A 25327-nucleotide genomic window follows, 5' to 3' on the forward strand; every position below is an offset into this window, starting at 1 on the left:
GCGAAGCTGAGCCGTCTGATCAAACTTCAAATGGAAGTTTCAATTTTTAGATTAGCCCAATAAAAAAGAACGAGGCGAGGGAGGAAGTTATTGTGGATAAAACCGCATGGATTCTGAATTTGCGTGAACCGTTCGGCGCGGCATTGGCACGTGAATTAGTCGCCAAAGGTTGGAAAGTGTTGGGCGGAGACAGCGGAGTCAAAGATGACGAAAGAGCTTCTTCGGACTTGAGCGTAGAGTCAGATTTTCAAATCGGCGAAAATCGGCTGGTTCCGACGGGAAGCGGAACGACCGGGCTTATTGAATTCGAAGGTTCGGTCGCCTATGGCCCGGAAAGCAATCAGCGGCGAACGGAACCGGAACCGGCAACGAGGTTGCAAGTTGCCGAAGAAGATCGGGATTTGCCGCATCACGGGCGGCTGATTCCGATTCCGCTGGACGGGTCTGATCCGCAAGCGCTGGAACAAGCGAAGCGGCATACTGCCGAGCAGATCGCGAACATTGATCTGCTGGTTCTGAATGCCGGCAAGTTTGTGCCGGATTCAAGCGGGGCAGGGCTTGAAGACGATTCTCTGCGCGATGCAGCAGAAAATCGTCTTCAAGAGTACGAGCGCTACGCGCTGACGCCGCTGCGCGTAGCCGAGCAGATGCTTCCGCTGCTGGACGCCGGCAGCGGATTGAAACGGATCGCCTTCGTGACCTCGTCCGAAGGCAGCTTGTCTGCGGGCGAAGCTCCCGCAGACGCGAAGATCGGGGGCGCGATGGCTCACGCCGCGCTGCATATGCAAGCGAAGCTGCTATTTAACGATCTGCGCCGCAGCGGATATACATTCCGCTTGTACGATCCGGGTCTATTGCCGCAAGCCAGTTCGGCAGGAACAAGCGGCTTGCCGCCGACTTCCATAAATAAGCTACCAGGCGAGCCGATGGCTTCGCTAGCGAGCGAACTTGCCGATTCGGCGCGCTTTGCCGCCGGATTGTTCACTAATCCGTCTGACGACGAAGATCAATTGACGCTGATCGTGAATCCCAAAAGGAGGAGACTATGAATCCGGCTCAATATGCTGTAGTAACCGGCGCCGACCGTGGGCTTGGTCTGGCGCTGACCGAACAATTGCTTGTTCGCGGCTGGCATGTATTTGCCGGTCGTTATCTGCAAGATTGGCAACAGCTCGACGAGTTGCAGATGCGTTATCCCGATCTATTGGTTTTATTGCCGCTGGACGTGTCTTCGGAATCGTCGATTCTAGCCGCCGCTGCGGCTGTCGAAGAACGTACACGCCATATTGATTTATTGATCAATAACGCCGGTGTGATTAGCGATCGTAACGACGACGATATTCACATGGCGCAAGATTACGACGAAATGATTCGGATGTACAACGTGAATGCACTTGGACCGATTCAAGTCAGCGAAGCTTTTTTGCCGCTGCTCCAACATGGACAGTTCAAGCGGCTTTGCTATGTTTCATCGGAAGCGGGAAGTATCGGGCAAGCGGAGCGTACCGCTTGGTTTGGCTATTGCATGTCCAAAGCTGCACTCAATCGAGGTGTGTACGCGTTATTTCAACGGCTTCGTCCAGACGGCTATACGTTCCGGCTGTATCATCCCGGCTGGATGCGGACGTATATGTCGGGTACACGGAATGAAGCCGCTGAATTAGAACCGGAAGAATCGGCAGAAGCGGCATTGGATTATTTTATCGGTGCATCTTCTTCCGAGGACGAATCGATAGCGAAGATCGATGAAGAACGGCTTGTCATGCGCGACTACGAAGGCAAAGAATGGTCATGGTAATAAACCGAACGACAAAAGACTCTATTCGAATGATTGAATAGAGTCTTTTTTATCCAAACTTTTAAAAACGCTCAGTGCTGATCTTCTATTCCCAAGACGAGATCGTCGTCAACGTGCCTTCAATCGTATAATCGCCGAATTTAGCAGGAATGATGAAATGATCGCCTTTTTTCAGCGGATATTGTTGGTCTGCGTTATTGAGTTTACCTTCGCCGCTCAAAATGCTAACGATCGTATACCGATCGCGATCTGCAAAATTCGCGACACCGTCAACGTCCCATTTCTCTACAGTGAAAAAAGAATTGGAGACGAACTTGGTAATCGTAACGCCGTCTAATCGATCCGTCTCATAAGCGCCGCCGGTATACGATTGCGGAATCGTCGTGACATCGATCGCTTTTTCCAGATGAAGTTCGCGACCGTTGCCATTGGCGTCTTTACGGTCATAATCGTAGACGCGATACGTCGTATCCGAACTTTGTTGCGTTTCGAGAACGAGAATCCCTGCGCCCAGTGCATGAATCGTACCGCTTGGCACGTAGAAGAAATCGCCGGGTTTCACTTCGATTTTGGTCAGCAATTCATCCCATTGACCGTGGTCGATCATGCTGCGAAGTTCTTCGCGCGATTGAGCGTGATGCCCGTAGATCAATGTAGCGCCCGGTTCGGCGTCGATAATATACCAACATTCGGTTTTGCCTAGCTCGCCATTTTCAAACTCGCGCGCATACGCATCGTCCGGGTGAACTTGCACCGAAAGATCGTCGGACGCATCCAAAATTTTCGTGAGCAGCGGGAATACGTCAGACTCCGAATCGCCAAACAATTCAGCATGGTCGACCCATAGATCGTTAAGTTTTTGCCCGGCGTACTTCCCGTTATGTACGATACTTTGACCATTCGGATGTCCCGATACAGCCCAACATTCGCCGGTTTTGTCGTTGGGAATATCGTAACCGAAAATCGTGTTCAGCTTCGTGCCGCCCCAGATTCGTTCTTGGAAAACGGGAGTCAGGAAAAGAGGTTCGTTCATAAAAAGAGTCGCTCCTTTTGGATAAAAGATAGTGGTTATGATGATGTTGATTATATAACGAGATCGCTGTGAAGTGAAAAGGTTGCTTGTGCTTATTACCCGTCTGGAGTGATTCGAATACGGTCAAACTCAATAGGCTTGATGCACGAGCGAAGCGGCTCCGATCAGTCCCGCATTTTGATTAAGTGCCGCAGGAACAATCAATGTGCGTCGACCGGCTGGGCTGAGTGCGTGTTGGGAGACATAATCGCGGATTCCTTCGAGCAAAGGCTCGCCGATCTGCGACACACCGCCGCCAATCACGATCATTTCGGGATCAAGCGTATTAATGAGCGACACGCAGCCCATACCGAGTCTTCGGTAAGTCAGATCGATCAACTCACGCATTGAAGGTTCGCCTTCTGCTGCAAGGTCGAAAGCTTCTTTCGTATGTACCGGTCGACCCAATAATTCGGAAGCTTGCCGGGCAATAGCGGTTCCCGAAGCGATCTGCTCCCAATAGCCTTCGGTTCCTGCCGCGCCCGGTTCAATCATCATAAACCCGACATCGCCTGCGTTGCCCGACGTTCCGGTAATCAATCGTCCGTGCATATAGATGCCCGCGCCGATCCCGGTGCTAATCGTAATAAAAATAAAGTTATCGACATTTTGCGCCGCGCCCAACCATTTTTCGGCTAAAGTCGCCGCCGTCGCATCGTTTTGAAAATGAATAGGGAAAGCGCCGAAATGTTTGCGCAGTTCTTCGACAACGCCGAATCCGTGCCATGCAGGCAAATTGGGCGGGCTATCCAGTCGTCCATGCTGAGCATCCAGAGGTCCCGGTGCGCCGACTCCAATCCCTTTGACTTCAGAAGGAGAGATGCTATTTGTTTCTAACAGTCTGTTGATCGTTTGCGCTGTTTGGTGCAATAATTGCGACGGGGTCTGAGCGGGATCTGTATGAAGCGAATGTTGAGCGATGACACTTCCGGCTTCATCTACGAGCCCTATTGCGATTTTGGTGCCACCAATATCGATACCGATTGCGATCATTCAATACCCTCCTGCTTATACAATTAACTTGACAGAACTTGACGAAAATCATTTTTGTAAAGTAATATCGTTAGCATAGCATAATTCAGTTTCGGATCATAGTGTTCTTATGAAAGGCGTGATTGGATGGCAAGACCGAAAAAAAGTTCAATGCAAGATATCGCAGATCGATTAGGAGTATCAAAAAATGCTGTATCGTTGGCGCTATCCGGTAAAAAAGGGGTCAGTGAATCCGTACGACAATTGGTGAAGCAGACGGCTCAAGAGATAGGTTACATCCCGCCTAAAACTTCTACACAAAAAGAAGAAAGTTCCTCGAATATTTTGCTCCTTGTACCTGAACGAATTATCAGCCATGAAGACCGTGAACATTTTCGTTTTTTCCATGATATGCTCTGGATTTTGGAAGAAACCGTTCGCGATCATGGCTATAATGCCGTCATTGTGCGAATCGATCGTCATATGGAGCAGCATTTGGAATTGCCCAAATTGTACGAAGACGTCTCGCATATCGGAGTGGTTTTATTCGGGATCATCGCCAAGCCTTACGCACGGATGATCTGGGAAACCGGCGTTCCTCTGGTGATGCTCGATTCGTATTATCGCGATCTACATTGCGCCGCGGCAGTGTCGGCAAATACGGAAGGTGCGGAGTCGGTTGTCCGTCTATTGATTGAGCAAGGACATAAACGGATCGGATTTATCGGCCCTGCTAACCTGACGACGAGTCATGAAGAACGTTGGTTTGGGTATTGGCGAGCGATGCGCGAAGCGCAGCTTCAGATCGACGACCGATATATACTGCTGGATGCCGATGATTTTGACGAAAAGAAAAACGAGCAGGAGATCGGGGAGTTTTTGGATCGAATTATGAATACGGATGATTTGCCGGATGCTTTTTTTTGCGGGAACGACCGGATCGCTTTGTTGCTGATTCGCCGCTTGCGTGCACTGAATATCGCCGTACCGCAGCAAGTTAAAGTCACGGGGTTCGACGGATTAGAGCAAGCCTGTCTGCCGGATTCCGGGGTATACGCTACAATAACTGTCGATAAAAAGCAGTTGTGCGAAGCGGCAGTGCGACTTTTGTTAGACGGATATGGACAAAAGCGAGAAGCGATCAAATGGACGGTTGCCGGGCAAATATGGTCTTCTTTTTGACTATAACTCGACACATAATCGATGCTGCTTACAAAATTTTTCCCACGGAGTGTCAGAACTGCAACTAAATCGTTCTTCATAAGGTTTATATATAGAGGTAGGGTGTTTTATTGGACATCTTATAATCAAAACTCATAACCATACTTAGAAGGAGGACTTTTTTATGAAAAAAATCCTAATTGCTTCGCTGCTCGGCTCGGCTGTTCTTGGCGCTTCTGCTGCTCAAGCCGCTCCGGCGACTACGCCGAAAGCGACGATGATGCCAACATCCGAACCGGCTGCTATGATCTACGGCAACAACGGTATGGTGAAACCAAGTGCGTATCCGTTCTTTATCAAAAGTACGTTGTACGCGACATCTGACGTCATTAAGCAACTTGAGATTGACGGCTTGATGATCTCTTGGGATCAAAAAACGAAAAGTTATACGTACACACGCGGCGATAACATGGTAAAAATCACTGCCGATAGCAATATCGCATGGGTAAACGGCAAAGAAGTGAAATTGCAAGGCGCACCGTCATTCAAACGCGGCGTCCTTCGCGTTCCAGTCGGCATTATCGTTAGAGGCGTAGGCGAGTCTATCAAATGGGACAAAGCCAATGATACGCTGTGGGTTGGCGACTCGATCAAGTAAGACGATTGCGAAGGAAGCGAAAAGGCTACAAGAAAAATTCGTTTCGGTCGCGTGTCGAAATTGGGAAAAGAGATTGAAAGACGACCTATAAGGGTCGTCTTTTTTTGAAAGTGAAACGATCGCAAATAGCTAACGGATACAGAATCCTTAAGCCAAGCCAAATAAAAAAACTCCGGTTACACGTTAAATCAACGTGTAACCGGAGCCAGACAACGTATCGAAATTAGTCACCCAAAGCCGCAAGGTTTTGATCTGCAACATTGAGTTTCAGCAGCGGTTCGCCGCTTTCGATCGAACCTTCGTGCAAGGAAGTGAAGCCTTCGAATTCTTTGGTATTCGTCACGATCATAGGCGTAGTCAGGCTGTAACCGGCTGCGCGAATCGCGTTCATATTGAACGTAATCAGCGGTTGACCTGCGACTACAGCTTCGCCTTCTTCAACGAGAACGTTGAAATGTTGGCCTTTGAGACGAACGGTATTCAAGCCGATATGGATCAACAGTTCCGCGCCGTCGCTTGTTTGCATGCCGACTGCATGTTTGGTTACGGCGAGTGAGTTGACGATACCGTCTGCTGGAGCCGTAACGACACCAGCGCTTGGAATTACCGCGATACCTTTACCCATATACTCGCCTGCAAATGTGGCATCGTCTACTTCGCTAAGCGGAAGAACCGTACCTGCCAATGGGCTAAGCAGTTCAGTATTACGGATAACTGCAACTTCTGGTACAACGACAGCAGCCGGAGCTTCTTCTGTAGCTACTGGAGCTGCATCTGTTGTCGGTGCAGTTTCGGAAGCCGGTACGGCAACGTCTTTGAAGCCCATGATGAAAGTAGCTGCTGCTGCAACAACAAAGGCTACAGCCATACCGATCATACCGTAAACAAAAGTAGGGCCGATCATTGCTGGGATACCCGGCAGACCTGCGCCGCCAGCCATGACATAGATTTTAACTTGGAACAATCCGTAGATTGCGCCGCCTACTGCGCCGCCGATCAGGCCGGCAACGAAAGGTTTTTTCAGACGCATGTTTACGCCATACATCGCTGGTTCGGTAATCCCCATCATTGCCGAGAAGCTAGTGGATAACGACAAAGCTTTGAACTGTGGGTTGCGCGAGCGTAAGAATACGCCGAATGTTGCACCCGCTTGACCCAAGTTCGCTGCGAACATGATTGGCAAGATATAGTCGAAGCCTTGTTCGGACAACGACAAGATTGCGATAGGAACGAGTGCCCAGTGCATACCCGTCATGATGATCAGAGACATCGTGCCGCCCAGTACAAGACCGCCGAAGATGCCTGTGTTGTCGATCAACCAAGTAATACCGCCTGCCAAGCTTTGACCGATGATGCTGCCGACAGGGCCGAAAGCGACCAATGTCGCAGGAACGATCACGAGCAGTGTAAGCATAGGAACGAACAGAAGTTTAAGCGCACTTGGAATAATTTTATCCAAAAATTTCTCTACGTAAGAAGATGCCCATATTGCGAGCAAAATCGGAATAACGGAAGACGAATACGTAACGACGGTAACCGGTAATCCGAGGAAATTCAGATCGCCGCCACTACCGAACAACGCGGTCAAATCCGGGTGAAGTACAGCGCCGGCAATCGCCGCTGCCAAGAACATGCTGCTGCCGAATTTTCTAGCGGCACTAAATGCAATCAGGATCGGTAAGAAGAAGAACGTACCGTCGCCGATGACTTTTAAGATTTGATACGTACTGCTGTCCGCTGCCATCCATCCGAACGCATCGGATACGGAGAGCAGCGCTTTGATCATACCTGCGCCCGCAAGTGCAGGGAGCAAAGGAGTGAAGATGCCGGAAATGACGTCAAGAAGCGCCGAGAATGGGTTGCGTTTCTTTTTCGGTCCTTCTTCCGCTTGAGCGGAGCCACCACCGAATGCTGCAACTTTATTAATTTCTTCGTAGACTTTCGGTACATCGTTACCAATGATGACTTGGAACTGTGTACCTGCGATATTGGTTCCCATAACGCCAGGTGTATTTTCCAGTGCTGCTCGATCTGCTTTGTTGTTATCTCGCAGTTCGAAACGCAGACGTGTCATACAGTGGGTCATTGTTTTGACATTGGATTCTCCGCCGATTTTTTCAAGGACGGATTTAGCGGTTTGTTCGTGCTTGCTCATGATAAGCCTTCCTTTCGCATAGACAAAATGATAAAGCTTGAGTTGGGGTAAGCGCTGTCAGCGTTACCCCGGACAAAACGAAAAACCCGGGCGTTCGAACACAGAACTGGCAAATTGCCAACTGCTGATCGGTAACGGCCCGGGTTTTGCCTTTTCAGTAACAATCCCGGTGAAGCTAGAGAATCGTATTTAATTAAGATTTTGCGATACGGTCGATATGAATCGTCAGGTACAACATCTCTTCTTTGTTCAGACGGTAATCATAATGTTCCATGATGTAAGCTTCGATCTGTTCCGTACATGGATAAGCTTCCGGGCAATTTTCTTTGACGATCTCGTAAAGACTGTCGTAATTGTTGCCTGAATGATCCCCACTGATCAAGCGTTGAGCAAAAAATTTCAGATGCGTGACGAAACGGTAGTAACTGATCGAATCTTCGTTATACTCAAGCCCGAAGTGCTTACGTACGAGATCGAGAATATCTTGAATGATTTTGGTGATGTCCATCAGCACCGGCATTTCTTCGCCAAGCTGAGCATTCACCAAGTGCAGCGCGATAAATCCGGCTTCGTCGTCTGGCAGTTCGACGCCTAAACGGTCTTTGATCAGCTTCAAAGCAGAACGACCGACTTGGTATTCGGCTTTATAAAGACTTTTCACTTCAAGCAAAAGCCCGTTTTTGATATCCAACCCGCGTTGATGACGTTCTACCGCAAAATGAATATGGTCGGTCAACGATAGATAAATCGAATCTCCGAATTCTTTGTCTAACATCAACACTGCCAGCTTACGGATCTCTTCGGTTAGCTGAACGTATTCCATCGGAATCTGCTGCAAAAGTTCGGTTAGCTTTTGAGACGTATCATTGCTTTCCGGACGAAAGATTTTTTCGATCTTGTCTTTATCGATTTCGTCTCCCGACTTTTTTTGAAAAGCGAGCCCTCGACCCATTACGACGATTTCCGTATCGGATTCATCCAATGACGTGATGACGTTATTGTTGAGCACCCTTAAGATTTGCATTGCATTCACCTCTTGTTTATCGAAGCTGCTTCATGTATCTATTATATCATTGTACACAATTTAAATAAATGATTGTGCACAATAAAAATAAAAAGGCAAAACCCAAAACACGTTACGCACATGTTTTAGGTTTTGCCTTTTCAGTAACAATCCCACACACACAATAACACCGTTTTCAATCGTTGGCAAGAGGAAAAGCGTACGCTTTCAAAAAAAAGTTAATGAACTTACCAAAACTCAGCAAAGAGGTTGGAATCTCATCTTTTTCTCCTTATTTTATTTCATTTTATTTTTAAAAAAATACAGAAAAGCCCAACTATTCTCGTGTACGCAGCGTTATATAGATTAGAGGTTTTTGACAAGGAGGGGTTTAAATGAGTTTTAATTTTGGATATGGAGCAGGGTTTTTTGGGATTTTGTTATCACTAGCTTTTATGGTCATTCCGTTTATTGTGTATTATTTTGTGATTCGCACCGCGATCAATCATTCTGATGTGAAATTGGATATCGATGCGCTGCGCAAAGACCTAAATCTATTGGAGCATCGTCAAGCGGATCGGTTTCAAGCTTTGGATCAACATTTTCAAGAACAAAACAAGTTGCTGCGCGAACAAAATGAAATGATGCTGCGTGCCGAGCGTGATCGTTCATCCAATCAGGAATAAAAATTTAGAACATGCAGTCCATCAAGAAAGACTTGATTCAGTGATAAGTTTTCGTGTTTTGCGGGTACATGATACATACATAGACGGCTAAGTCGTCGAAATCCGCAACCCGTGGAGGCGATAACGATGTTTTTGCTGATCGGTGTTTTTTTACTGCTATGTCCGTTAGTGATTGCTCGTCCGGATCGATTGCTTCATCCGCTGCGTGATCATGCAGGCGGTGAGCTGTCTGAGCCGGCAAGATTTCAATCTCAAGCGTTTCGAGCCCTCGGATTTTTTCTGTTATTGGTTTCGTTGTCGTTAGGTGTTATGTTGATGTTGTTGAATTAGCGATACAGATACAGCAGATAGACAGGCGTTTATCCTACGGGAAGCGCCTTTTTTTAATGAATTTATTCAAGATGAGCTGCGGATTTGAAAAACGTTGCGTATTCAGGCAAACTGAATATAATACGTAACTGACCGAATGATAGAGGAGGAATTAAGCATGAGTACAAACGGAGAATGGAACATTGAAGATATGCCGAATATGTATGGAAAAACGGTGATTATTACCGGAGGAAGCGGAGGTCTTGGGCTGGAAACGGCTTATGGCTTTGCGGAAAAAGGAGCACAAGTCATCCTTGCAGTGCGTAATCTGGAAAAAGGGCATCAAGCCGCTAGCGGTCTACTCAAAAAATTCCCGCAAGCCAGTGTTGAAGTGATGCGTCTTGATCTTGCGGATTTATCAAGTATTCAGAATTTTGCTGCCCAGTTTACCGCGAAATATGATTCGCTGCATGTACTGGTCAACAATGCGGGCGTGATGATTCCTCCATACGGCAAAACGAAAGATGGATTCGAACTTCAATTCGGAAGTAATCATCTAGGGCATTTTGCTTTGACAGGCCGTTTATTGCCGCTGCTCATGAGCACCCCGCATTCTCGCATCGTGACGCTCAGCAGTATTGCCGCTAAAAGCGGGTATCTCTATTTCAACAATCTGGACGGCAGACTCGGCTACAGTGCGATGAAATTTTACGGTCAAAGTAAACTTGCCAATTTGTTATTCGCGCGCGAATTGCAAAAACGTTTGTCGGCAGTCGGAGCGAGCACGATCAGCGTCGCTTGTCACCCTGGCGTATCCAATACAAATCTGATCTCAAGAGGTTCAGGCAAGCAAGCAGGTCGCGCGGTTTCTTTCTTATGGGGACTGATGAGTCAACCGGCTTCGATGGGAGCTTTGCCTACTTTGTACGCAGCTACACATCCGGGTCTGTACGGCGGAGAATATATCGGCCCAACCGGAAAAGGCGGACGCAAAGGCTACCCGGGATTCGATTTGTCTGTCGATCATAAAATGAATGAAGAGACGATGGCGAAGTTGTGGCGGGTATCGGAAGAATTAACCGGAGTGAAGTATCCGTTCTATAAGCAAAACGAAGCGGCAGATTGGGAAAGACTCGGCATCCGAATGTAAGCGAATTGTATAGATGGAATGATTGCCAAAGCTCGTCGAACTTTGTTCGGCGGGCTTTTTATCATTTTAAATTTAAAGTTACTTACGATTTTTTGGGTAATCAAACATATACAGTAGGCGAGCTACACTTTTTCGACTTTATTCAGGTTTGTTTTTAAGGAGGATTCCCATGTCTAAATCTTTAGATTCTACTCGTTCTTCGAAGCAGCTCTCATCAGATATGAATTGGAAAGAAAATATCGTGTACGAAATTTATGTACGCAGCTTTAATGATAGTGACGGCGACGGGATCGGCGACTTACCCGGCATTATGGAAAAAGTAGATTATATTGCAGATCTTGGCGTGACTGCGGTCTGGTTATCTCCGATCTTTGATTCGCCGAACCGGGATTACGGGTACGATGTGGTAGATTACCGTAAGATTCATCCGGAATACGGAACAATGGAAGACTTCGAAAACTTGATTCAAGCGCTCCATGATCGGCAGATTCGGCTCATTATGGAGATTGTACCGAATCATACTTCCAGCGATCATCCGTGGTTCCAAGAATCACTGAAAAGTAAAAGCAGTCCTTACCGGGATTATTACATTTGGCGCGCAGGCGACGAAAAAGGCAATCCACCGAACAACTGGACATCTTTTCTCGGGGACTCCTCTTGGGAAAAGGATGAAGAAACCGGCGAATATTATTTGCATACGTATGCCAAGCATCAACCGGATTTGAATTGGGAAAATCCTAAAGTGCGTCAAGAAATTGCGCAAGCGATGGAGTTCTGGCTGGAAAAAGGAACCGATGGATTCCGAGTCGATACCGCGAATGTACTCTCCAAAGATATGAGTTTCCCGGACACCGAAGATACAGAGCGAATTCAAGGCAGCGGTGAACCTTTTTACAAAAATGGTCCACGTATTCATGAATATTTGCGAGAAATGCACGATTCTGTTTTTTCGAAATATCCGATCTTTACGATGGGTGAAGCTTCGCAAGTGGAATTGGAAGACGTAGAAAAGTACACGTTACCGAATCGCGGCGAACTGGATCTGATTTTAATGATCGAAGCTTCGAAAATTTGCGACGAATCCAACGATATGTGGCAATCCAAGCCGTGGGAATTAAGTCATTTGAAAGATATTATGCGCAAATGGCTGAAAGACCTGCATAACGAAGCTTGGATCGGGATGTATCTGAGCAACCACGACCATGTACGGATGGTGTCTTATCTAGGCGACGATGAGCAATACCGGGAACAATCGGCAAAAATGTTGGCGGTATTTTTGATGACGCTACGGGGTACGCCGAACTTGCTGCAAGGCGAAGAACTGGGCATGACGAACGCACATTTTTTCAACAGTATCGACGATATCAAAGAACAACAAGCGCTCGCCTATTATCATCTGATGGTGGACGAACGTGGAGAAGATCCAGAAACTATTCTACGCCGCGTACTTCACAAAAATCGGGATCATAGCCGCACTCCGATGCAGTGGAATGATGAAGAAGGCGCCGGATTTACGACAGGCAAGCCGTGGCAACGCATCAATCCGAATCGCGAGGAAATCAATGCGAAGCAGCAAGAAGAGGATCCGAATTCGGTATTGGATCTATATCGGCGTATGATTGCTCTTCGTCGGGAACATCCGGTGATGACGCTTGGAACTTACGAACCGATTTTGGATGACCATGAGCATATTTATGCGTATTTCCGTGAAAACGAACAAGAACGCTGGCTGGTTGTATTGAATTTTTCGCGTACGGCTACCGTATTCGAATATTCTTCGGATATCGCGGCTGAGCTTCGTCATGCTGAATGTATCGTCTGCTCCGATGAATGGAATATAGACGATCTGAATGAAGGTCAGTCGAAATTACAACCGTATGCGTATTATGTTTTTCGTATTAAAGAAAACTAAAAAGGCGCCGATTTGATCGGAGAAAGACTTTGGATAAGAGGTGAAACGTGGAGAATCCACAGAAGTATCAGAGTGTGACCGTACCCGGGCTCAGGCGGTATTTGAAAACCGAATCGGGAGTTTGGCAGCCGCATGTTCAATCTTCGCTACTTGTCTATCGACAAGAACAAGCCATGCTAGATGAAGAAGAATTGCTGAGTGTGCTTGAAATCACCGAATTAATGCGAGAAACCTTTGCGGAACTTGGCGTATTTGCCGTGCCTTCACGTAACGGATTGCCGCATGAAGCGGCAGCGGGCGATATTCTGATTGAACTTGGCGAAGTGCCAAATACCACAAATGCGGAAGCTTATCGGATCGAAATCGGAGAGCATATTCGCTTGATTGCAATGACTTCGCGAGCTATATTATACGGATTGCGTAGTTTGCTCCAGCTTCTTTCATCAAGTGAAGGGAAGCTTGAATACGGAGCGATCGAAGATGAACCTGTACTGGGTGAGCGTTCGCTGCATCTGGATATCGGACGTAAATTTTATTCGAAAGAATGGATCATCGAACGCGTTCACGAAATGTCCGAACTCAAGCTCAATACGTTACAGTTACACTTCTCCGAACATGAAGGGTTTACGTTCGAAAGTGAACGTTTTCCAGATCTCATGTCGGAACGTTATTTAACGAAAATCGAGATCCGCGAAATCATGGAAGAAGCACGCAAACATCGCATTACGTTGATTCCGTCACTCGATTCGCCCGGACATTTGGATTGGGCATTGCGCAACCGCCGAGAGTGGTTACTTACGGATCAAGAAGGCGTAGCTGCCAAAGGAGCGCTGGATATTACGAATCCAAAAGCGGTTGCTTTCGTGATGGATCTAATCGATGAATATGCAGAATTATTCGCAGACAGCCCGTATTTTCATATCGGGGGCGATGAATTTATCGATTTTAGCAAATTCGACGAATATCCCAAGCTTGCCCTATATGCTCAGCAGCAACTTGGTATTTCCGAAGGAACAGGCGTCGATGCCTATATTCATTATCTCAATACAATCGCGACTCATTTGGAAAACAAAGATTTCACGGTTAGAGTCTGGAATGATGGGCTATACCGCGAAGGGCTAGAGCAAAGAGTAGCGCTGAAAACGTCGATCCAGATCACGTATTGGACAAAATGGGATCGGAAAATGGCATTGGCGCAAACATTCGTCGATCAAGGACATCAACTGATTAACTTTAACGATGCGTATTTCTATTACGTATTGGGCGAACATGCAGGGTACACTTATCCTACGGGCGAAAAAGTGTATGAAGGATGGACGCCGGGCGTGTTGCCTAGAATCGCCGAAGGCGAATCGCAAGAGTGGGCACTTCCGTACCCGACATCGCTGCTCGGATGTTCGTTCTCGGTCTGGTCGGATAAGCCGACCATGCAGACGGCAGAAGCCGTCGCTTCGGGAATTCGCGAACCGCTTCGTGCCATGGCAGAAAAAGCTTGGACAGGTGAAAAACGTTATGCTAATTACGAAGAATTCAAGCAGGTATGCCAAATTGTGAATTTAAAACCTGAATAAGCAAAAGCATCATTATGATCGATATGCTAAAAAATCCTGATCGTGGACAAAGGTTCGCGGTCGGGATTTTTTATGCTGTTCGATCTTGTTTTTTTATTTCGGACTAAATGATCAAAATATATTTGACTGAATAGTCCGAAATAGGTTATAGTCTGTTTATAGATCGACAGCCCATCCAAATTCGCGACTGATTTTTTACATTCTATAGTCGAAAGTGAGGCGTTACGATGATTCCTGTTACCCGCGAAACAGCCGAAAAGATTATGGTCGTATTTCGAGAAAGTTTTCTAAATCAAGACCTTGAAGCATTTTTGGATTTATTCGATGAGAACGTAAGCTTCGAATTTCCTTATGCACCGGAGCCGTATGTTAAAAAGCTAACCAGTAAAAGTGAGTTGCGTGCTCATCTGTTGAGCCTACAAGGTGTTTTCAAAATACATTCGTTTTCTGAACCGGTTATTCATCGTTCGGTCGATGCTTCGGTATTTACCGCAGAGTTTTGCGGTCATGGCGTGATGAACGATTCGGGTCAACCTTACGATCAACAATATATTTCGGTCATTGAGCTTCAAGAAGGCAAAATTATTCGTTATCAAGATTATTGGAACCCGCTTAGTCTCGGATAAAAAAGGAGGGCTTATCATGTCTGAAATTTCTTCAACTTCGAACTTCACGGCAGAACGTATTCTGTTAACAGGCGGTCAAGGCAAAACGTCTTCACGAATTGCACAGCTCGCTGCTAAAGAAGGGTATCTTATTCGAACCGCGGGGCGCCGTGCTCCGGAAAATCCAATCGAACATGCCGAACACGTCATGTTCGATTGGTATGATCCATCCACTTATGAGCCAGCTCTGAGCGGTATCCACGCTGTGTATTTGGTTGCACCGCCGGATTTGCATCCCGAAAAGCTCATGATTCCGTTTATCCGACAAGCCATCCATATGTCGGTACGCCGTTTTGTGTTGTTATCTAGCGCTTCGGTGTCGGCAAATGATCCGGTGTTTGGACCCGTTCATCGTTATTTGCAGCAACATGCACCGGAATGGGCGGTACTTCGACCTTCGTACTTTATGCAAAACTTTAGCGAAGCGGTACACGCTGCGACGATTCAAGCTTCAAGACAAATCTTGACCGCGACAGGTGCTGGAAAAGTCGGCTTTGTCGATGCGGAAAATATTGCGGAAGTCGGATTTCAAGCGCTTGTTCGCCTTGAACCTTTTAATGAAGAATTAATTATTACAGGGCCCCATTCGCTGAGCTATCAAGAAGCGGCGGAGATCATCGGAGGGGTGAGCGGGCGTGAAGTTGCTTTTGTATCGATTACGGAAAAAGAATTAAAAGAGAGTATGGTCGAAGTCGGTTTACCGCAAGCGTACGCGTCTTTTTTGGCAAATTTGGATACGCGTATTCGGACAGAAGGCATCGAAGATCAAGTCACAGATACCGTTCTTCGCGTAACAGGAAAAGAACCTCGATCTTTTGAACAATTTGTTCGCGATGAATTGCCGCTTTTCGTATAAAAGAAGCTTTCTCAACAAAAGCCGAAACCGAGCATCGAAATTTCGATGTCCAGTTTCGGCTTTTTTTCGAATACACAAGCGGTAAAAATAAGAATAAGCGTATCGTAACGGCTATTCCATTTTGCTTTTTGCCAAGCGAAGCACGGATAAAGAAGTACGAACAATACGTTCTAATTTGGCGCGATCTGCTCCGAGTTTGGCGGTGAGGACAAGCGCATTACGCTCATGTGTCAAAAAGCAGGCAAGTTCCGAGATATTTAAATCTTTATTCCATTCGCCATTCTCTTGACCGCGGTAGAGCAGCTTTTCAAATCCAAGCTCGACCTCGCGGTCGTTCGCCAACAAATAAGCAGCGAGTTCCGGGTCGCGAGGCGCTTGCTCGATTGCACTGCTGATAATGAAGCAATCTTGCCGTAGAGCCGGATCATCCAATATATCGATAATGCGTTCAAAAATCAGCGTGATGCGTTCTTCTGCACTTCCCGGCTGCCGAGTGAGTTCGAGCAGATCGTGAAGCTTGCTGTCCATATAGTGTTTGACGGCTGCCAAAAACAGGTTACGTTTGGTGCCGTAAGTATCATACATACTTTGACGGGCGATGCCGAGTCCTTTCAGTAGATCCGGGAGCGAAGTTCCTTCGTAGCCCAAATTGCCGAATACGCCAAGCGCTTTGAGCAGGACTTCGTTCGGATCGAATGCTTTGGTTCTTGCCATGATGCAGCGCCTCCTTCTGCTTTTTATCATAGGCGAATGTGGAAAGAGCTTCAATACGCGAGAAACAACCTTTTTATCAAACTATTTTCGGGTGCTTCGTGGTACATTTTAAATAAGGAAAAATCGATTAACTGAATTCCGTCAGAAAATAGTGGATCGCGGCAGTCATATAGGGGTACAGACTCATATAGAAGGAGGTCGCATCATCTATGCAGGAACCGTCGAAATCATTGGCTTCCGAAAAAGCCGAAGCAGCTGAACGTCCTAACCGTCCCGATCCTAGAGGAATTCCGGTCGAAAATGAAGTGGTCGCGCCGCCGCCTAAAAAGGATCGTCCCAATAAGCAAGATTTGGCATCGATCTTGGAAGCTTCGTCAGGGTGGAGTGACCTTCAAACCGAAAAACCGAAGACTCTTTCCAAGCCTTTGGAATTAAAGGTACCGATTCAAAAAGAACTGGATGAAGATGTGCCTACCGCTTCGGAAAACGCGAACCGGAATGCGCTTAGTCACAACAAAGCGCATGATCGTGAAGAGATTCAAGACGAAGACTTGTTAGAGCTTACGATTGAACGTTTCAAAGAACGATTGCAAAGCGGTCGCTGGACTTGTATGCAATTGACCGAAGCTTATATTCACCGTATTCAACGTCTGGACAAAAAAATCCATGCCGTACTCGAAATCAACCCGGATGCGGTCGCGTTAGCCAAGCAGCTCGACGATAATTTCGATGAACTTGGTTCGCTTCCGCTGTACGGGGTGCCGATTTTGCTCAAAGATAATATCGATACCGCAGATCGGATGACGACTTCAGCGGGTTCGTTGGCATTGAAAGGACGCCGCGCGAAGCAAGATTCTTTCGCCGCTGCAAAGCTGAGAGAAGCCGGAGCCATTTTGCTTGGCAAAGTAAATATGACGGAATGGGCAAACTATATGTCGGATCGTATGCCGTCGGGTTATAGTTCGCGCGGCGGTCAGACCCGCAATCCGTACGACGATTATCCGGTAGGCGGATCGAGTAGCGGCAGTGCCGCTGCGGTCTCGGCAAACTTCGCTTTAGGCGCATTGGGATCGGAAACTTCGGGTTCGATTGTCGATCCGTCTGCTTATCAGTCGGTAGTCGGTATCAAACCAACGGTAGGATTGATTAGTCGAAGCGGCGTTATTCCGTTGTCGCTGACGCAAGATACGCTTGGACCGATCGCGCGTACGGTACTGGATGCTGCGCTGATCTTGGAAGCGATGGCGTTTGGCGATGAAGCTGATGCTTGCACATTGCTTCCTCAGCGTCCGATTTCCTTTTTGCCGGGTCGCGGCGAAGACGATCTGCCGATGCGCTTAAAAGTCGGAATTGTCCGGCAAGCGGTGGCTGAGATGGATGAAGAAACTCAAGCGGTGTTCCAGCAAGCGATTGCCGGGCTTCAAGAAGCGGGCATCCAAGTGGTCGAAAATGTGGATCTACCGTCCTACAACGACGAATGGGACGGAACTGTATTGCGGCGCGAATTCAAAACGGCGATTGATACCTTTTTTGCGGCGCAAGATCCAGAAACCAGTCCCGCGAATTTAAAAGAATTGATTGCTTTTAACGAAAACAATCGCTCGGCTTGTTTGAAATATGGGCAATCGTTATTAGAAGAAGCCGAGCAAAGCGGTGGCAGTCTGGAAGACGACGAATATCGCGGCAGCAAAGAAAGCGGGGTTCGCCGAGCAGGTGCAGAAGGGATCGATCTTGCGTTGCAAAAGTACGATATACATGCGCTGGCTTTTGTCGATTCAGCAGGTTCGGATCTCGCGGCGCGCGCAGGTTATCCATTGGTATCCGTACCTGCCGGTTATACGTCGTCGGGACGTCCGGTAGGCTTGCTCCTTTCCGGTACGGCAATGTCTGATCCGTTATTAATCGAGATCGCCTACCGATTTGAAAAAGCGACGCAGAGGAGAAAAATACCGCAAAGCGGCTTGGCATAGGAGGGGAAAAGATGGAAAAAGACAAAGAAATCATCGATGACGAGTTCACGCCGGAAGTGCTTATGAATACGCCTCGGATGCAAATCCGTCGTTTTAAGCAGCAGGAATGGATGCGGTTATTGCATTATTTGCAAGACGACGGGATCGCAGACGCTTTTCCGGAAGGCGCTTATACCGAGCGGCGTTTGCGGGATTTGGCAGCCGATCCGAATCTGTATGCGTTGATGGACGATGACGAATTGATCGGTCATGTGTTTTACCGACCGGGTGTACAGCCGTTGACCGCTGAATTAGGGCTTGGGATTTCTTCCGATTATCGTAGACGCGGATACGGCAATGAAGCGGTACAAGCGTTGCTTCGTCATGGTTTCGATGAATGGAGTCTACATCGGATTACCGTCACTTGCCCGCCAGAAAGTCTGGCTTTGCGTGCGTTATTTGAAAAAATAGGGATGCGAATGGAAGGGTTTTTCCGTCAAAGTCTACCGACGGTAGATGGCGAATGGAAAGATCAATGCCTATACGCGCTGCTTCGCAGCGAATGGATCGTTCATGAGCAAGTGATGAAGCTGAACCAGCCACAAGAAATACCGCTGCAAAAACAAGTCGAAACGGAGCAATCGATTGAACATGCCGGAACCGAGCCTACCTATAGCGTAGAGGATACCGTAGAATCGCTGCTTCATGTGATCGGTGATTTCCAAGTCGATCAACATCCAACCGAAGATTCAGAGGAACATGAGCTAGAAGATTTGGACATTACGCAAGTAACGGTCGAACTCGGAGACGCCGGAACGCCTTTTGCTCCCATTTTGACCCAGCCGAATACGCCCGAACTGGAACCTGTATCGCTGATTGGAACTGTAGTCGGAGTGGAGCGACCAGAGGGATACGGGGCTTTCCCGTCCGAAGTGCAGCAGCGTGTCGACGGCATTTCGTTTTGGCTGCGACGTCCGCATGATTTTAATTGGCTTGCTCCGTTCGGGATTGTGTTCAAAATCTGGGATCAGCAAGATTCGGGCAATATTGCTTTCGGTTTGAAGATCGAAGACCAGCAAGTGTTCATTAAATATGCGGGAGCTTCTACCGTTCGTTACGAAGGTTATCCGTTTGATGCGGTTCGCAGATTGCGGGACGCAGCGCGAAGTTTTGAAGCGTTGCAGCATCCCAATTTGGTTCGATTACTCGATCATTTTGATACGGAGGAAGGGTACGCGCTAATCTTCGAATGGACAGACGGCGAATTGCTGTTACGTAACGACGATCCAGATTCGGGAATCTCCAAGTTCCGTAGACTCCCGATCCAAGAGCGACTAGATGCGATGCAGCAAATTCTGGATTTCCATGTTCATGTCGAAGCCAGTGGTTACGTAGCGATCGATCTGTATGACGGCAGTCTAATCTATGACTTCGAACGCAAAACGATGACAATCTGCGATATCGATTTTTATTGCCCGGCACCTTATACCAATGAAATGGGACGGATGTGGGGATCTTCACGATTTATGTCGCCAGAAGAATATGAACTTGGAGCAGAGATTGATTCGCGTACGAATGTCTATGCACTGGGTGCGATGGCATTTTGCCTGCTCGGCAATGAAAGCGACCGTTCGCGCGAGTGCTGGGAAGCCAGCGACGAATTATACGAGATTGCTGCAAAAGCAGTATCAGCGGAGCGTACAGAGCGCTGGGAATCGGTAGAGCAGTTCTGCGAAGTTTGGGAAGCGGCAAGATTCAAAGATTGAGTTTTTTTGAAAAAGAAAAAGATCCGGTGTACCGCTTGAGGTGCGGAACCGGATCTTTTTCTTTTAACATATAGAGAAGTCAGTTACTTCTCACTCGACATCGACGTATGCTTGGCAAGATGAGCCGCCATTTGATCAGCAAGTTGCCCAATTGTCGTTGAACGCAGATGCTCGTCCATTTTACGTTCCGATTCTCGCATCACGGCTTCGACCAAGCAGCCGGGGCCATTCATTTCGCAACCTTTGAATAGAGGGGTATGCCCTTCGATCGCCTGAATAATATCGAGAAACGAAATTTCGTCTTTGTCCAAACGCAGACAATAACCGCCTTGCGCGCCCGAGTACGAATCGATCAATCCGGCTTTGGCGAGCTTTGTCAGAATTTTGGACAAATACGTAGGCGACACATGTTGCTTCGCTGCGAGTTCTTGCACGCCGACTTTGACGCCCGGCTCGCGCGCCGCCAAATCCAGCATCGTATGGAGCGCATAATTTGTGCCTTTTGAATAATTCATCGCTAACCATCCTTAAGTTGTGAAATAGGGTATACAATCATCGCGTGTTCAGCGCTGTGTGCGGATATATCGATTGCTTTCATTGTCGCAAAGCTGTAGGGGCGGCGTCAATATTAAAGAAAGTGAACATTCAAAGAATTGGGTTTGTATTACGGAGTTCTTTGTTGCTATGATGAAGGTATTAGAGAGTTCGAAGCTTTTGTGTATCGAAGCAGTCGAATCACGGAAATTCGAAAGGTGGGCTAAAGATGTCTAATAGTTGGGATCTACATGTAACGAATTTCGGACGTATCCGAGAAGCCACGATTACAGTGTCGCCTTTTATGATGTTTGTCGGGAAAAATAATAGTGGGAAAAGTTATATGATGCAGTTGTTATGGGGGATCATTAATGAAGTGCCTGAGTTAATGGGTAGGACATTAAGTAAGAGTCATCAATTCGACGATTTGATTAGTTATATTAAGCCTCAGTTTATGAAAAATGGTTTGATTGAAATTGATCATACTATTCAAAATAAATTGTTTGGAATTTTAAATGAATTTTTAAAGAAGTATAAAGATGAGCTAGTTAAAAAAATTTTTAATTTTGATATATCTATAGATGAATTGGAAATCCAGTTTGAAAAGCCGAGTTCAGTATTTTTAAAGGTAGAAGACCATGAATTTATTAAAAGTTTTAAGCTGGTTCATATTTACTACAATAACGAATTTAAAATCAGTATTCCAATCGAAGAGGACGAATCACTTAGTGAAGAGATTAAATATTTATTATATTTTATTTTAAGCATCTTTCTCACTGATAATTCCTTTGATAGCAATTCGTTGTTTGTGGATCATGATCGAGATCCAATCTATTTTCCAGCTTCACGTAGCGGCTTTATGCAAACGTATCGAGCAATCGTCGGTAATGTATTTGAGGATAGGTTAACACATTCTTTTTATAGTAATGAAAATTATTCTTCCATATCGGGAACTCAATTAACGTTGCCTGTAACGCGTTTTATTGCACAGCTTCAAAAACATAATTTCAATAGTAAAAATCGAGAAAAGTATGCTGAAGAAATTGCTTTCCTTAATAATCAGCTATTAGGTGGTGAAATTGAGAAAGACGAAAGTCAGCAATTTCGTTTTCGTTCCACTCAAGATCAACAAACTTATCCATTACACGTCACATCTTCATTAATTTCTGAATTAACGCCTATCTCTATTTTCTTATCTGCACAGAACGACCCGAATCTATGGATTATAGAAGAAGTAGAGTCACATCTTCATTCTGAAATGCAGCTTCGTATGGCAAGATTTTTATTCCGCATGATTAATAAGGGCAAATCTGTATGGATTACAACGCATAGTGATAATCTAGCACAGCAAATCAATAATCTACTTGCAATCTCGCAACATCCAAATAAACAAGGTTTACTGCGCAAACTAGAATATGAAGAAACTGATATTTTAGCTGATTTATCGACGGTCAATGCGTATCAATTTGAAGTTGAAGGCGAGCATACAGTAGTCAAGAAATTAGAATTAGGACGAAATGGGTTTGTAATTGATACGTTTAACGATACGTTAAAAAAACTAATCGTCGAAACGGATATGATTCAAAATTATACGGAGTGAGTGATGACGGTGATCAATTTTGGGTTTGACCTTCGGCGTGCTGATCCCCAATATTTTCAAGAGGTTGGTCAGGTTGTAACAATTGAGGAAAAAGGGAACGATGGAAAAGCGAATTTAACTCTAAATTTCAAAACACATCCTTATAAAAAAAGAATCCAGCTTCTTTTAGAACATGATCCGTGGCTTCGTTATACAGAGCGCGCCAAAAGATGTGCAGATGGTGTAATTATTGAATATGATGCCACCTCTCCATATGCAGCATCTATTTATATTTTTGAATTAAAAAGAACGATTGATTTTACGAAGTGGTCTAAAGTCAAAACTCAGTTTGAAGGTGCGACATTGCGTGCTTTATCTTTTTGCACAACAATTGGATTGAAGCCAAGCGAAATTCGGTTTCATACTGTTTTTAGTTATGATAAAATCTTGCAAAAAGAAATAGAAATCTTGGAAGCACAACAACGAGTAACAGGACTCATTGCTTTGAAATCGTTAACCGGATTCAACAATCGAGAAGTTCGTGAGTGGAATCAAACGACAGTAGCACCTATCGAAGGTAGTAATTTGAGATTGTCTCACCAACATATTCAATTGCAAGAAATCAGTCAGACTGGAATTGGAAAATTCGATCTATAAAATTAAACAAAGCGCGCCAACGAATCTTTCCTTCGTCGGCGCGCTTTTTACCTTTTTTAAAATCCAATCACTCGTGTACAAACTTGCCGCCTTTGCCGGCGATCAATCCGGTCAATAGATAAGCGGCTGTAATGCCGAACATCACGTAATACGGAATCGTCCAACCGCCTGTCGCATCGTGCAGAGCGCCGAACAGCAGAGGGCCGCAACCTGCGAGCAAATAACCAACCGATTGAGCCATACCGGAGATATCGGCGGCTTCGGAAGCATTTTGGGTACGAAGCGAGAAGAACATCATGATCAGACTAAACGAGAATCCGCCCGAAAGACTGAAGAAGACGATGGACGCGATGATGATCGGGAACGAACCGTTTGCAAACAAAAATCCGAAAATACCGACGATGTAACAAGCCGACGTCATGATAATCAGCGAACGTTGGTCTTTCAATTTGGCTGCGATGATCGGTGCGATAAAATTGATCGGAATCATCAGCATTTGGAATAGCGACAGCATATATCCGGCAACGACCGGATCCAGGTTTTGCGCGTGCATCATATTCGGAAGCCAAGCAACCATAATGTAATAGATCGAAGATTGCATCCCCATATTGATCGTAATCATCCAAGCGAGCGGCGAACGCCAGATGCTGCGTTTCGGTACATCCGGCGCAGCATTGTTAACGACGCGTCGATTGCGACGAAGCTGCGGCAACCAAGCGACCAGACCGATCGCAGACAAGATCGTCCAGATCAACAGCGCTCCGCGCCAGCCGATTCCCGTACTTGCGACAGGGACGCTGATCGCTGCGGCGACCGAAGCGAAAATCCCCATCATGATCGAGTATAGCCCGGTCATAACGCCTACTTTTAATGGGAATTCCCGTTTGATAATACTGGGCAACAAGACGTTAAATACGGCAACGGCCAAGCCAATCAAGAACGTTCCTGCCATCAGCGAAATAATGCCGCCGAACGGACGGAACAGACTGCCAATCACGATTAGCACTAGCGATACGAAGATCATACGCTCGGTTCCGTACTTACGAGCCCATTTCGCGATAAAAGGCGACAGTAGGGCAAAAGCAAGTAAAGGAAGCGTGGTTAAAAATCCGGCGGTCGTGTTCGATAACGACAACGCGCTGCGAATATGATCGATAATCGGGCTGAGCGAAGTGATATGCGTACGTAGATTGGCTGCAACGAGCAAAATGCCGATTAGCAGCAAATAATAGACGCGATTCGGCGCGTCTTGCGTACTTGGAATTTGGGTTTTGTTCATGATGACGAGATTCTCCATTCTAACTCTCGGTGAGAGGGTCTGTTAAGTTTCGTGCGGTGCTTTATAATGTGCGATATAATCGTCAACCGCTTGGACGGCGCGATCAGCATCGCGGCTACGAATCGCATCAATCAAGGTCGGATGTCCCACGTCGTAACGGCTACCGGGAATAAAATGATTGAACAGAAGCGAGATTTGTAGTTTTTCGAAAAGACTTTCGTACAAATCTTTAAGCAGCGAATTTTGAGTCGCCACAGCGACGCAGAGATGCAATTGCCAGTCGGCTTCCCTGAAAGCGACATAATCATCAGCGGCTACAGCTTGAATGCACAACGCCGAATACCGATCCAACTCTTGCAAATCTTTGTCGGAACGCCGAATACAAGCCAGTGCAGCCGCTTCCCGATCTAGCGCATGTTGAAGTTCAAGCGATTCAAGAACCGAAGAACGGCTAACCCGCCGATTCAAGATCGCGCTGAGTTCACTGCTTGCGGTCACGAACGTCCCGTCGCCTTGACGCGTCTCTAATAAACCGACTTGTACAAGCCCGCGAATCGCTTCACGTAGCGTATTTCGGCTCACTCCAAGCTGCTCCATGAGATCCGCTTCACGCGGAATTCGGCTGCCGATCTTCCATTCGCCGCTTGTAATTAAAGTTTCAAGCTGGGTGTAAATGCGACTGGATAACGTACGTTTTTCTAACTTTTCAAACATAGAAGCTCCTTTAAAGGTAGGATGATTGGTTCTTTGGCTGGATTCAGTATAAAATCTTTATGTAAGCTTGTAAATAGCATTGAAAAAGAAGTTCACAAATCAGATGAAATGAAATATAATGATACGTCTTGACGAATTTTTGAAAAAACGATACGGAAACCATAATC

Annotated in this window: 23 protein-coding genes and 1 pseudogene; 16 read left to right on the plus strand and 8 right to left on the minus strand. The window is 46.5% G+C overall.

The genetic code is table 11. The features are described from left to right. Positions 1–92: 92 nt before the first annotated feature. Together NOM90_RS17345 and NOM90_RS17350 are read left to right on the plus strand one after the other, a co-directional pair. The gene (locus NOM90_RS17345; protein WP_255943774.1) at positions 93–1049 is read left to right on the plus strand and encodes a Rossmann-fold NAD(P)-binding domain-containing protein; all 957 of its coding nucleotides are present in this window, start codon (positions 93–95) and stop codon (positions 1047–1049) included. Beyond that, positions 1046–1798, plus strand: a complete 753-nt coding sequence (locus tag NOM90_RS17350; protein WP_255943775.1) for an SDR family NAD(P)-dependent oxidoreductase — start codon at positions 1046–1048, stop codon at positions 1796–1798. Before NOM90_RS17345 ends, NOM90_RS17350 begins: the two co-directional genes overlap by 4 nt. A gap of 85 nt (positions 1799–1883) precedes the next feature. Here NOM90_RS17350 and manA read toward each other — a convergent pair whose 3' ends face one another. Together manA and NOM90_RS17360 are read right to left on the minus strand one after the other, a co-directional pair. Further along, the gene (gene manA / locus NOM90_RS17355) at positions 1884–2831 is read right to left on the minus strand and encodes a mannose-6-phosphate isomerase, class I (RefSeq protein ID WP_255943776.1); all 948 of its coding nucleotides are present in this window, start codon (positions 2829–2831) and stop codon (positions 1884–1886) included. 129 nt (positions 2832–2960) lie between these two features. Then, positions 2961–3863, minus strand: a complete 903-nt coding sequence (locus NOM90_RS17360) for an ROK family protein (RefSeq protein ID WP_255943778.1) — start codon at positions 3861–3863, stop codon at positions 2961–2963. A 126-nt stretch (positions 3864–3989) separates the two neighbouring features. Between NOM90_RS17360 and NOM90_RS17365 the strand changes: the two genes are divergently transcribed. Beyond that, positions 3990–5024 (plus strand): LacI family DNA-binding transcriptional regulator, encoded by a 1035-nt coding sequence (locus NOM90_RS17365; RefSeq protein ID WP_255943780.1) that lies wholly within the window; start codon positions 3990–3992, stop codon positions 5022–5024. Positions 5025–5187: 163 nt separating this feature from the next. Continuing rightward, on the plus strand, positions 5188–5661 hold the full coding sequence (locus NOM90_RS17370; RefSeq protein ID WP_255943782.1) for a copper amine oxidase N-terminal domain-containing protein: 474 nt from the start codon (positions 5188–5190) through the stop codon (positions 5659–5661). A gap of 223 nt (positions 5662–5884) precedes the next feature. Here NOM90_RS17370 and NOM90_RS17375 read toward each other — a convergent pair whose 3' ends face one another. Then, the gene (locus tag NOM90_RS17375; RefSeq protein WP_255943784.1) at positions 5885–7816 is read right to left on the minus strand and encodes a beta-glucoside-specific PTS transporter subunit IIABC; all 1932 of its coding nucleotides are present in this window, start codon (positions 7814–7816) and stop codon (positions 5885–5887) included. Between the two features lie 193 nt (positions 7817–8009). Next, positions 8010–8840 (minus strand): BglG family transcription antiterminator LicT, encoded by an 831-nt coding sequence (gene licT, locus NOM90_RS17380; protein WP_255943785.1) that lies wholly within the window; start codon positions 8838–8840, stop codon positions 8010–8012. 374 nt (positions 8841–9214) lie between these two features. On the opposite strand from licT, the gene NOM90_RS17385 reads away from it, so the two are divergent. The 7 genes from NOM90_RS17385 (at position 9215) to NOM90_RS17415 (ending at position 15968) form a co-directional block, all read left to right on the plus strand. Further along, positions 9215–9505 carry a hypothetical protein gene (locus NOM90_RS17385; protein ID WP_255943787.1) on the plus strand — a complete coding sequence of 97 codons (291 nt, stop codon included), beginning with the start codon at positions 9215–9217 and terminating at the stop codon, positions 9503–9505. A 126-nt stretch (positions 9506–9631) separates the two neighbouring features. Further along, a complete protein-coding gene (locus NOM90_RS17390; RefSeq protein ID WP_255943788.1) occupies positions 9632–9835 on the plus strand; it encodes a hypothetical protein in 204 nt (67 codons plus the stop codon). Positions 9836–9992: 157 nt separating this feature from the next. Continuing rightward, on the plus strand, positions 9993–10964 hold the full coding sequence (locus NOM90_RS17395; protein WP_255943789.1) for an oxidoreductase: 972 nt from the start codon (positions 9993–9995) through the stop codon (positions 10962–10964). Positions 10965–11133: 169 nt separating this feature from the next. Next, the gene (locus tag NOM90_RS17400; RefSeq protein WP_255943791.1) at positions 11134–12876 is read left to right on the plus strand and encodes a glycoside hydrolase family 13 protein; all 1743 of its coding nucleotides are present in this window, start codon (positions 11134–11136) and stop codon (positions 12874–12876) included. A 47-nt stretch (positions 12877–12923) separates the two neighbouring features. Next, positions 12924–14447 carry a family 20 glycosylhydrolase gene (locus NOM90_RS17405; protein WP_255943793.1) on the plus strand — a complete coding sequence of 508 codons (1524 nt, stop codon included), beginning with the start codon at positions 12924–12926 and terminating at the stop codon, positions 14445–14447. A 227-nt stretch (positions 14448–14674) separates the two neighbouring features. Next, positions 14675–15073, plus strand: a complete 399-nt coding sequence (locus NOM90_RS17410) for a nuclear transport factor 2 family protein (protein WP_255943795.1) — start codon at positions 14675–14677, stop codon at positions 15071–15073. A gap of 16 nt (positions 15074–15089) precedes the next feature. Continuing rightward, positions 15090–15968: an NmrA family NAD(P)-binding protein gene (locus tag NOM90_RS17415; protein ID WP_255943796.1), complete on the plus strand. Its 879-nt coding sequence runs from the start codon at positions 15090–15092 to the stop codon at positions 15966–15968. A 111-nt stretch (positions 15969–16079) separates the two neighbouring features. Here NOM90_RS17415 and NOM90_RS17420 read toward each other — a convergent pair whose 3' ends face one another. After that, positions 16080–16682: a TetR/AcrR family transcriptional regulator gene (locus tag NOM90_RS17420; RefSeq protein ID WP_255943797.1), complete on the minus strand. Its 603-nt coding sequence runs from the start codon at positions 16680–16682 to the stop codon at positions 16080–16082. A gap of 209 nt (positions 16683–16891) precedes the next feature. On the opposite strand from NOM90_RS17420, the gene NOM90_RS17425 reads away from it, so the two are divergent. The 3 genes and pseudogenes from NOM90_RS17425 (at position 16892) to NOM90_RS17435 (ending at position 20397) form a co-directional block, all read left to right on the plus strand. Next, positions 16892–18652: an amidase family protein gene (locus NOM90_RS17425; protein ID WP_255943798.1), complete on the plus strand. Its 1761-nt coding sequence runs from the start codon at positions 16892–16894 to the stop codon at positions 18650–18652. 77 nt (positions 18653–18729) lie between these two features. Next, positions 18730–19098, plus strand: a pseudogene (locus tag NOM90_RS17430) (GNAT family N-acetyltransferase); the annotation flags it as partial. 465 nt (positions 19099–19563) lie between these two features. Then, a complete protein-coding gene (locus NOM90_RS17435) occupies positions 19564–20397 on the plus strand; it encodes a protein kinase domain-containing protein (RefSeq protein WP_255943827.1) in 834 nt (277 codons plus the stop codon). A gap of 83 nt (positions 20398–20480) precedes the next feature. Here NOM90_RS17435 and NOM90_RS17440 read toward each other — a convergent pair whose 3' ends face one another. Further along, entirely contained in the window at positions 20481–20912 is a 432-nt protein-coding gene (locus NOM90_RS17440) for an RrF2 family transcriptional regulator (protein WP_255943799.1), read from the minus strand. A gap of 248 nt (positions 20913–21160) precedes the next feature. Here NOM90_RS17440 and NOM90_RS17445 point away from each other — a divergent pair, with 248 nt between their 5' ends. Together NOM90_RS17445 and NOM90_RS17450 are read left to right on the plus strand one after the other, a co-directional pair. Beyond that, positions 21161–22531 carry an AAA family ATPase gene (locus NOM90_RS17445; protein WP_255943800.1) on the plus strand — a complete coding sequence of 457 codons (1371 nt, stop codon included), beginning with the start codon at positions 21161–21163 and terminating at the stop codon, positions 22529–22531. A gap of 3 nt (positions 22532–22534) precedes the next feature. Next, entirely contained in the window at positions 22535–23167 is a 633-nt protein-coding gene (locus tag NOM90_RS17450; protein ID WP_255943801.1) for a hypothetical protein, read from the plus strand. A 67-nt stretch (positions 23168–23234) separates the two neighbouring features. Here NOM90_RS17450 and NOM90_RS17455 read toward each other — a convergent pair whose 3' ends face one another. Beyond that, positions 23235–24446 (minus strand): CynX/NimT family MFS transporter, encoded by a 1212-nt coding sequence (locus NOM90_RS17455; protein ID WP_255943803.1) that lies wholly within the window; start codon positions 24444–24446, stop codon positions 23235–23237. Positions 24447–24488: 42 nt separating this feature from the next. Further along, entirely contained in the window at positions 24489–25160 is a 672-nt protein-coding gene (locus NOM90_RS17460) for a FadR/GntR family transcriptional regulator (protein ID WP_255943805.1), read from the minus strand. Positions 25161–25327 lie beyond the last annotated feature (167 nt).

The organism is Saccharibacillus sp. JS10 (assembly GCF_024436065.1).
GTDB lineage: Bacteria > Bacillota > Bacilli > Paenibacillales > Paenibacillaceae > Saccharibacillus.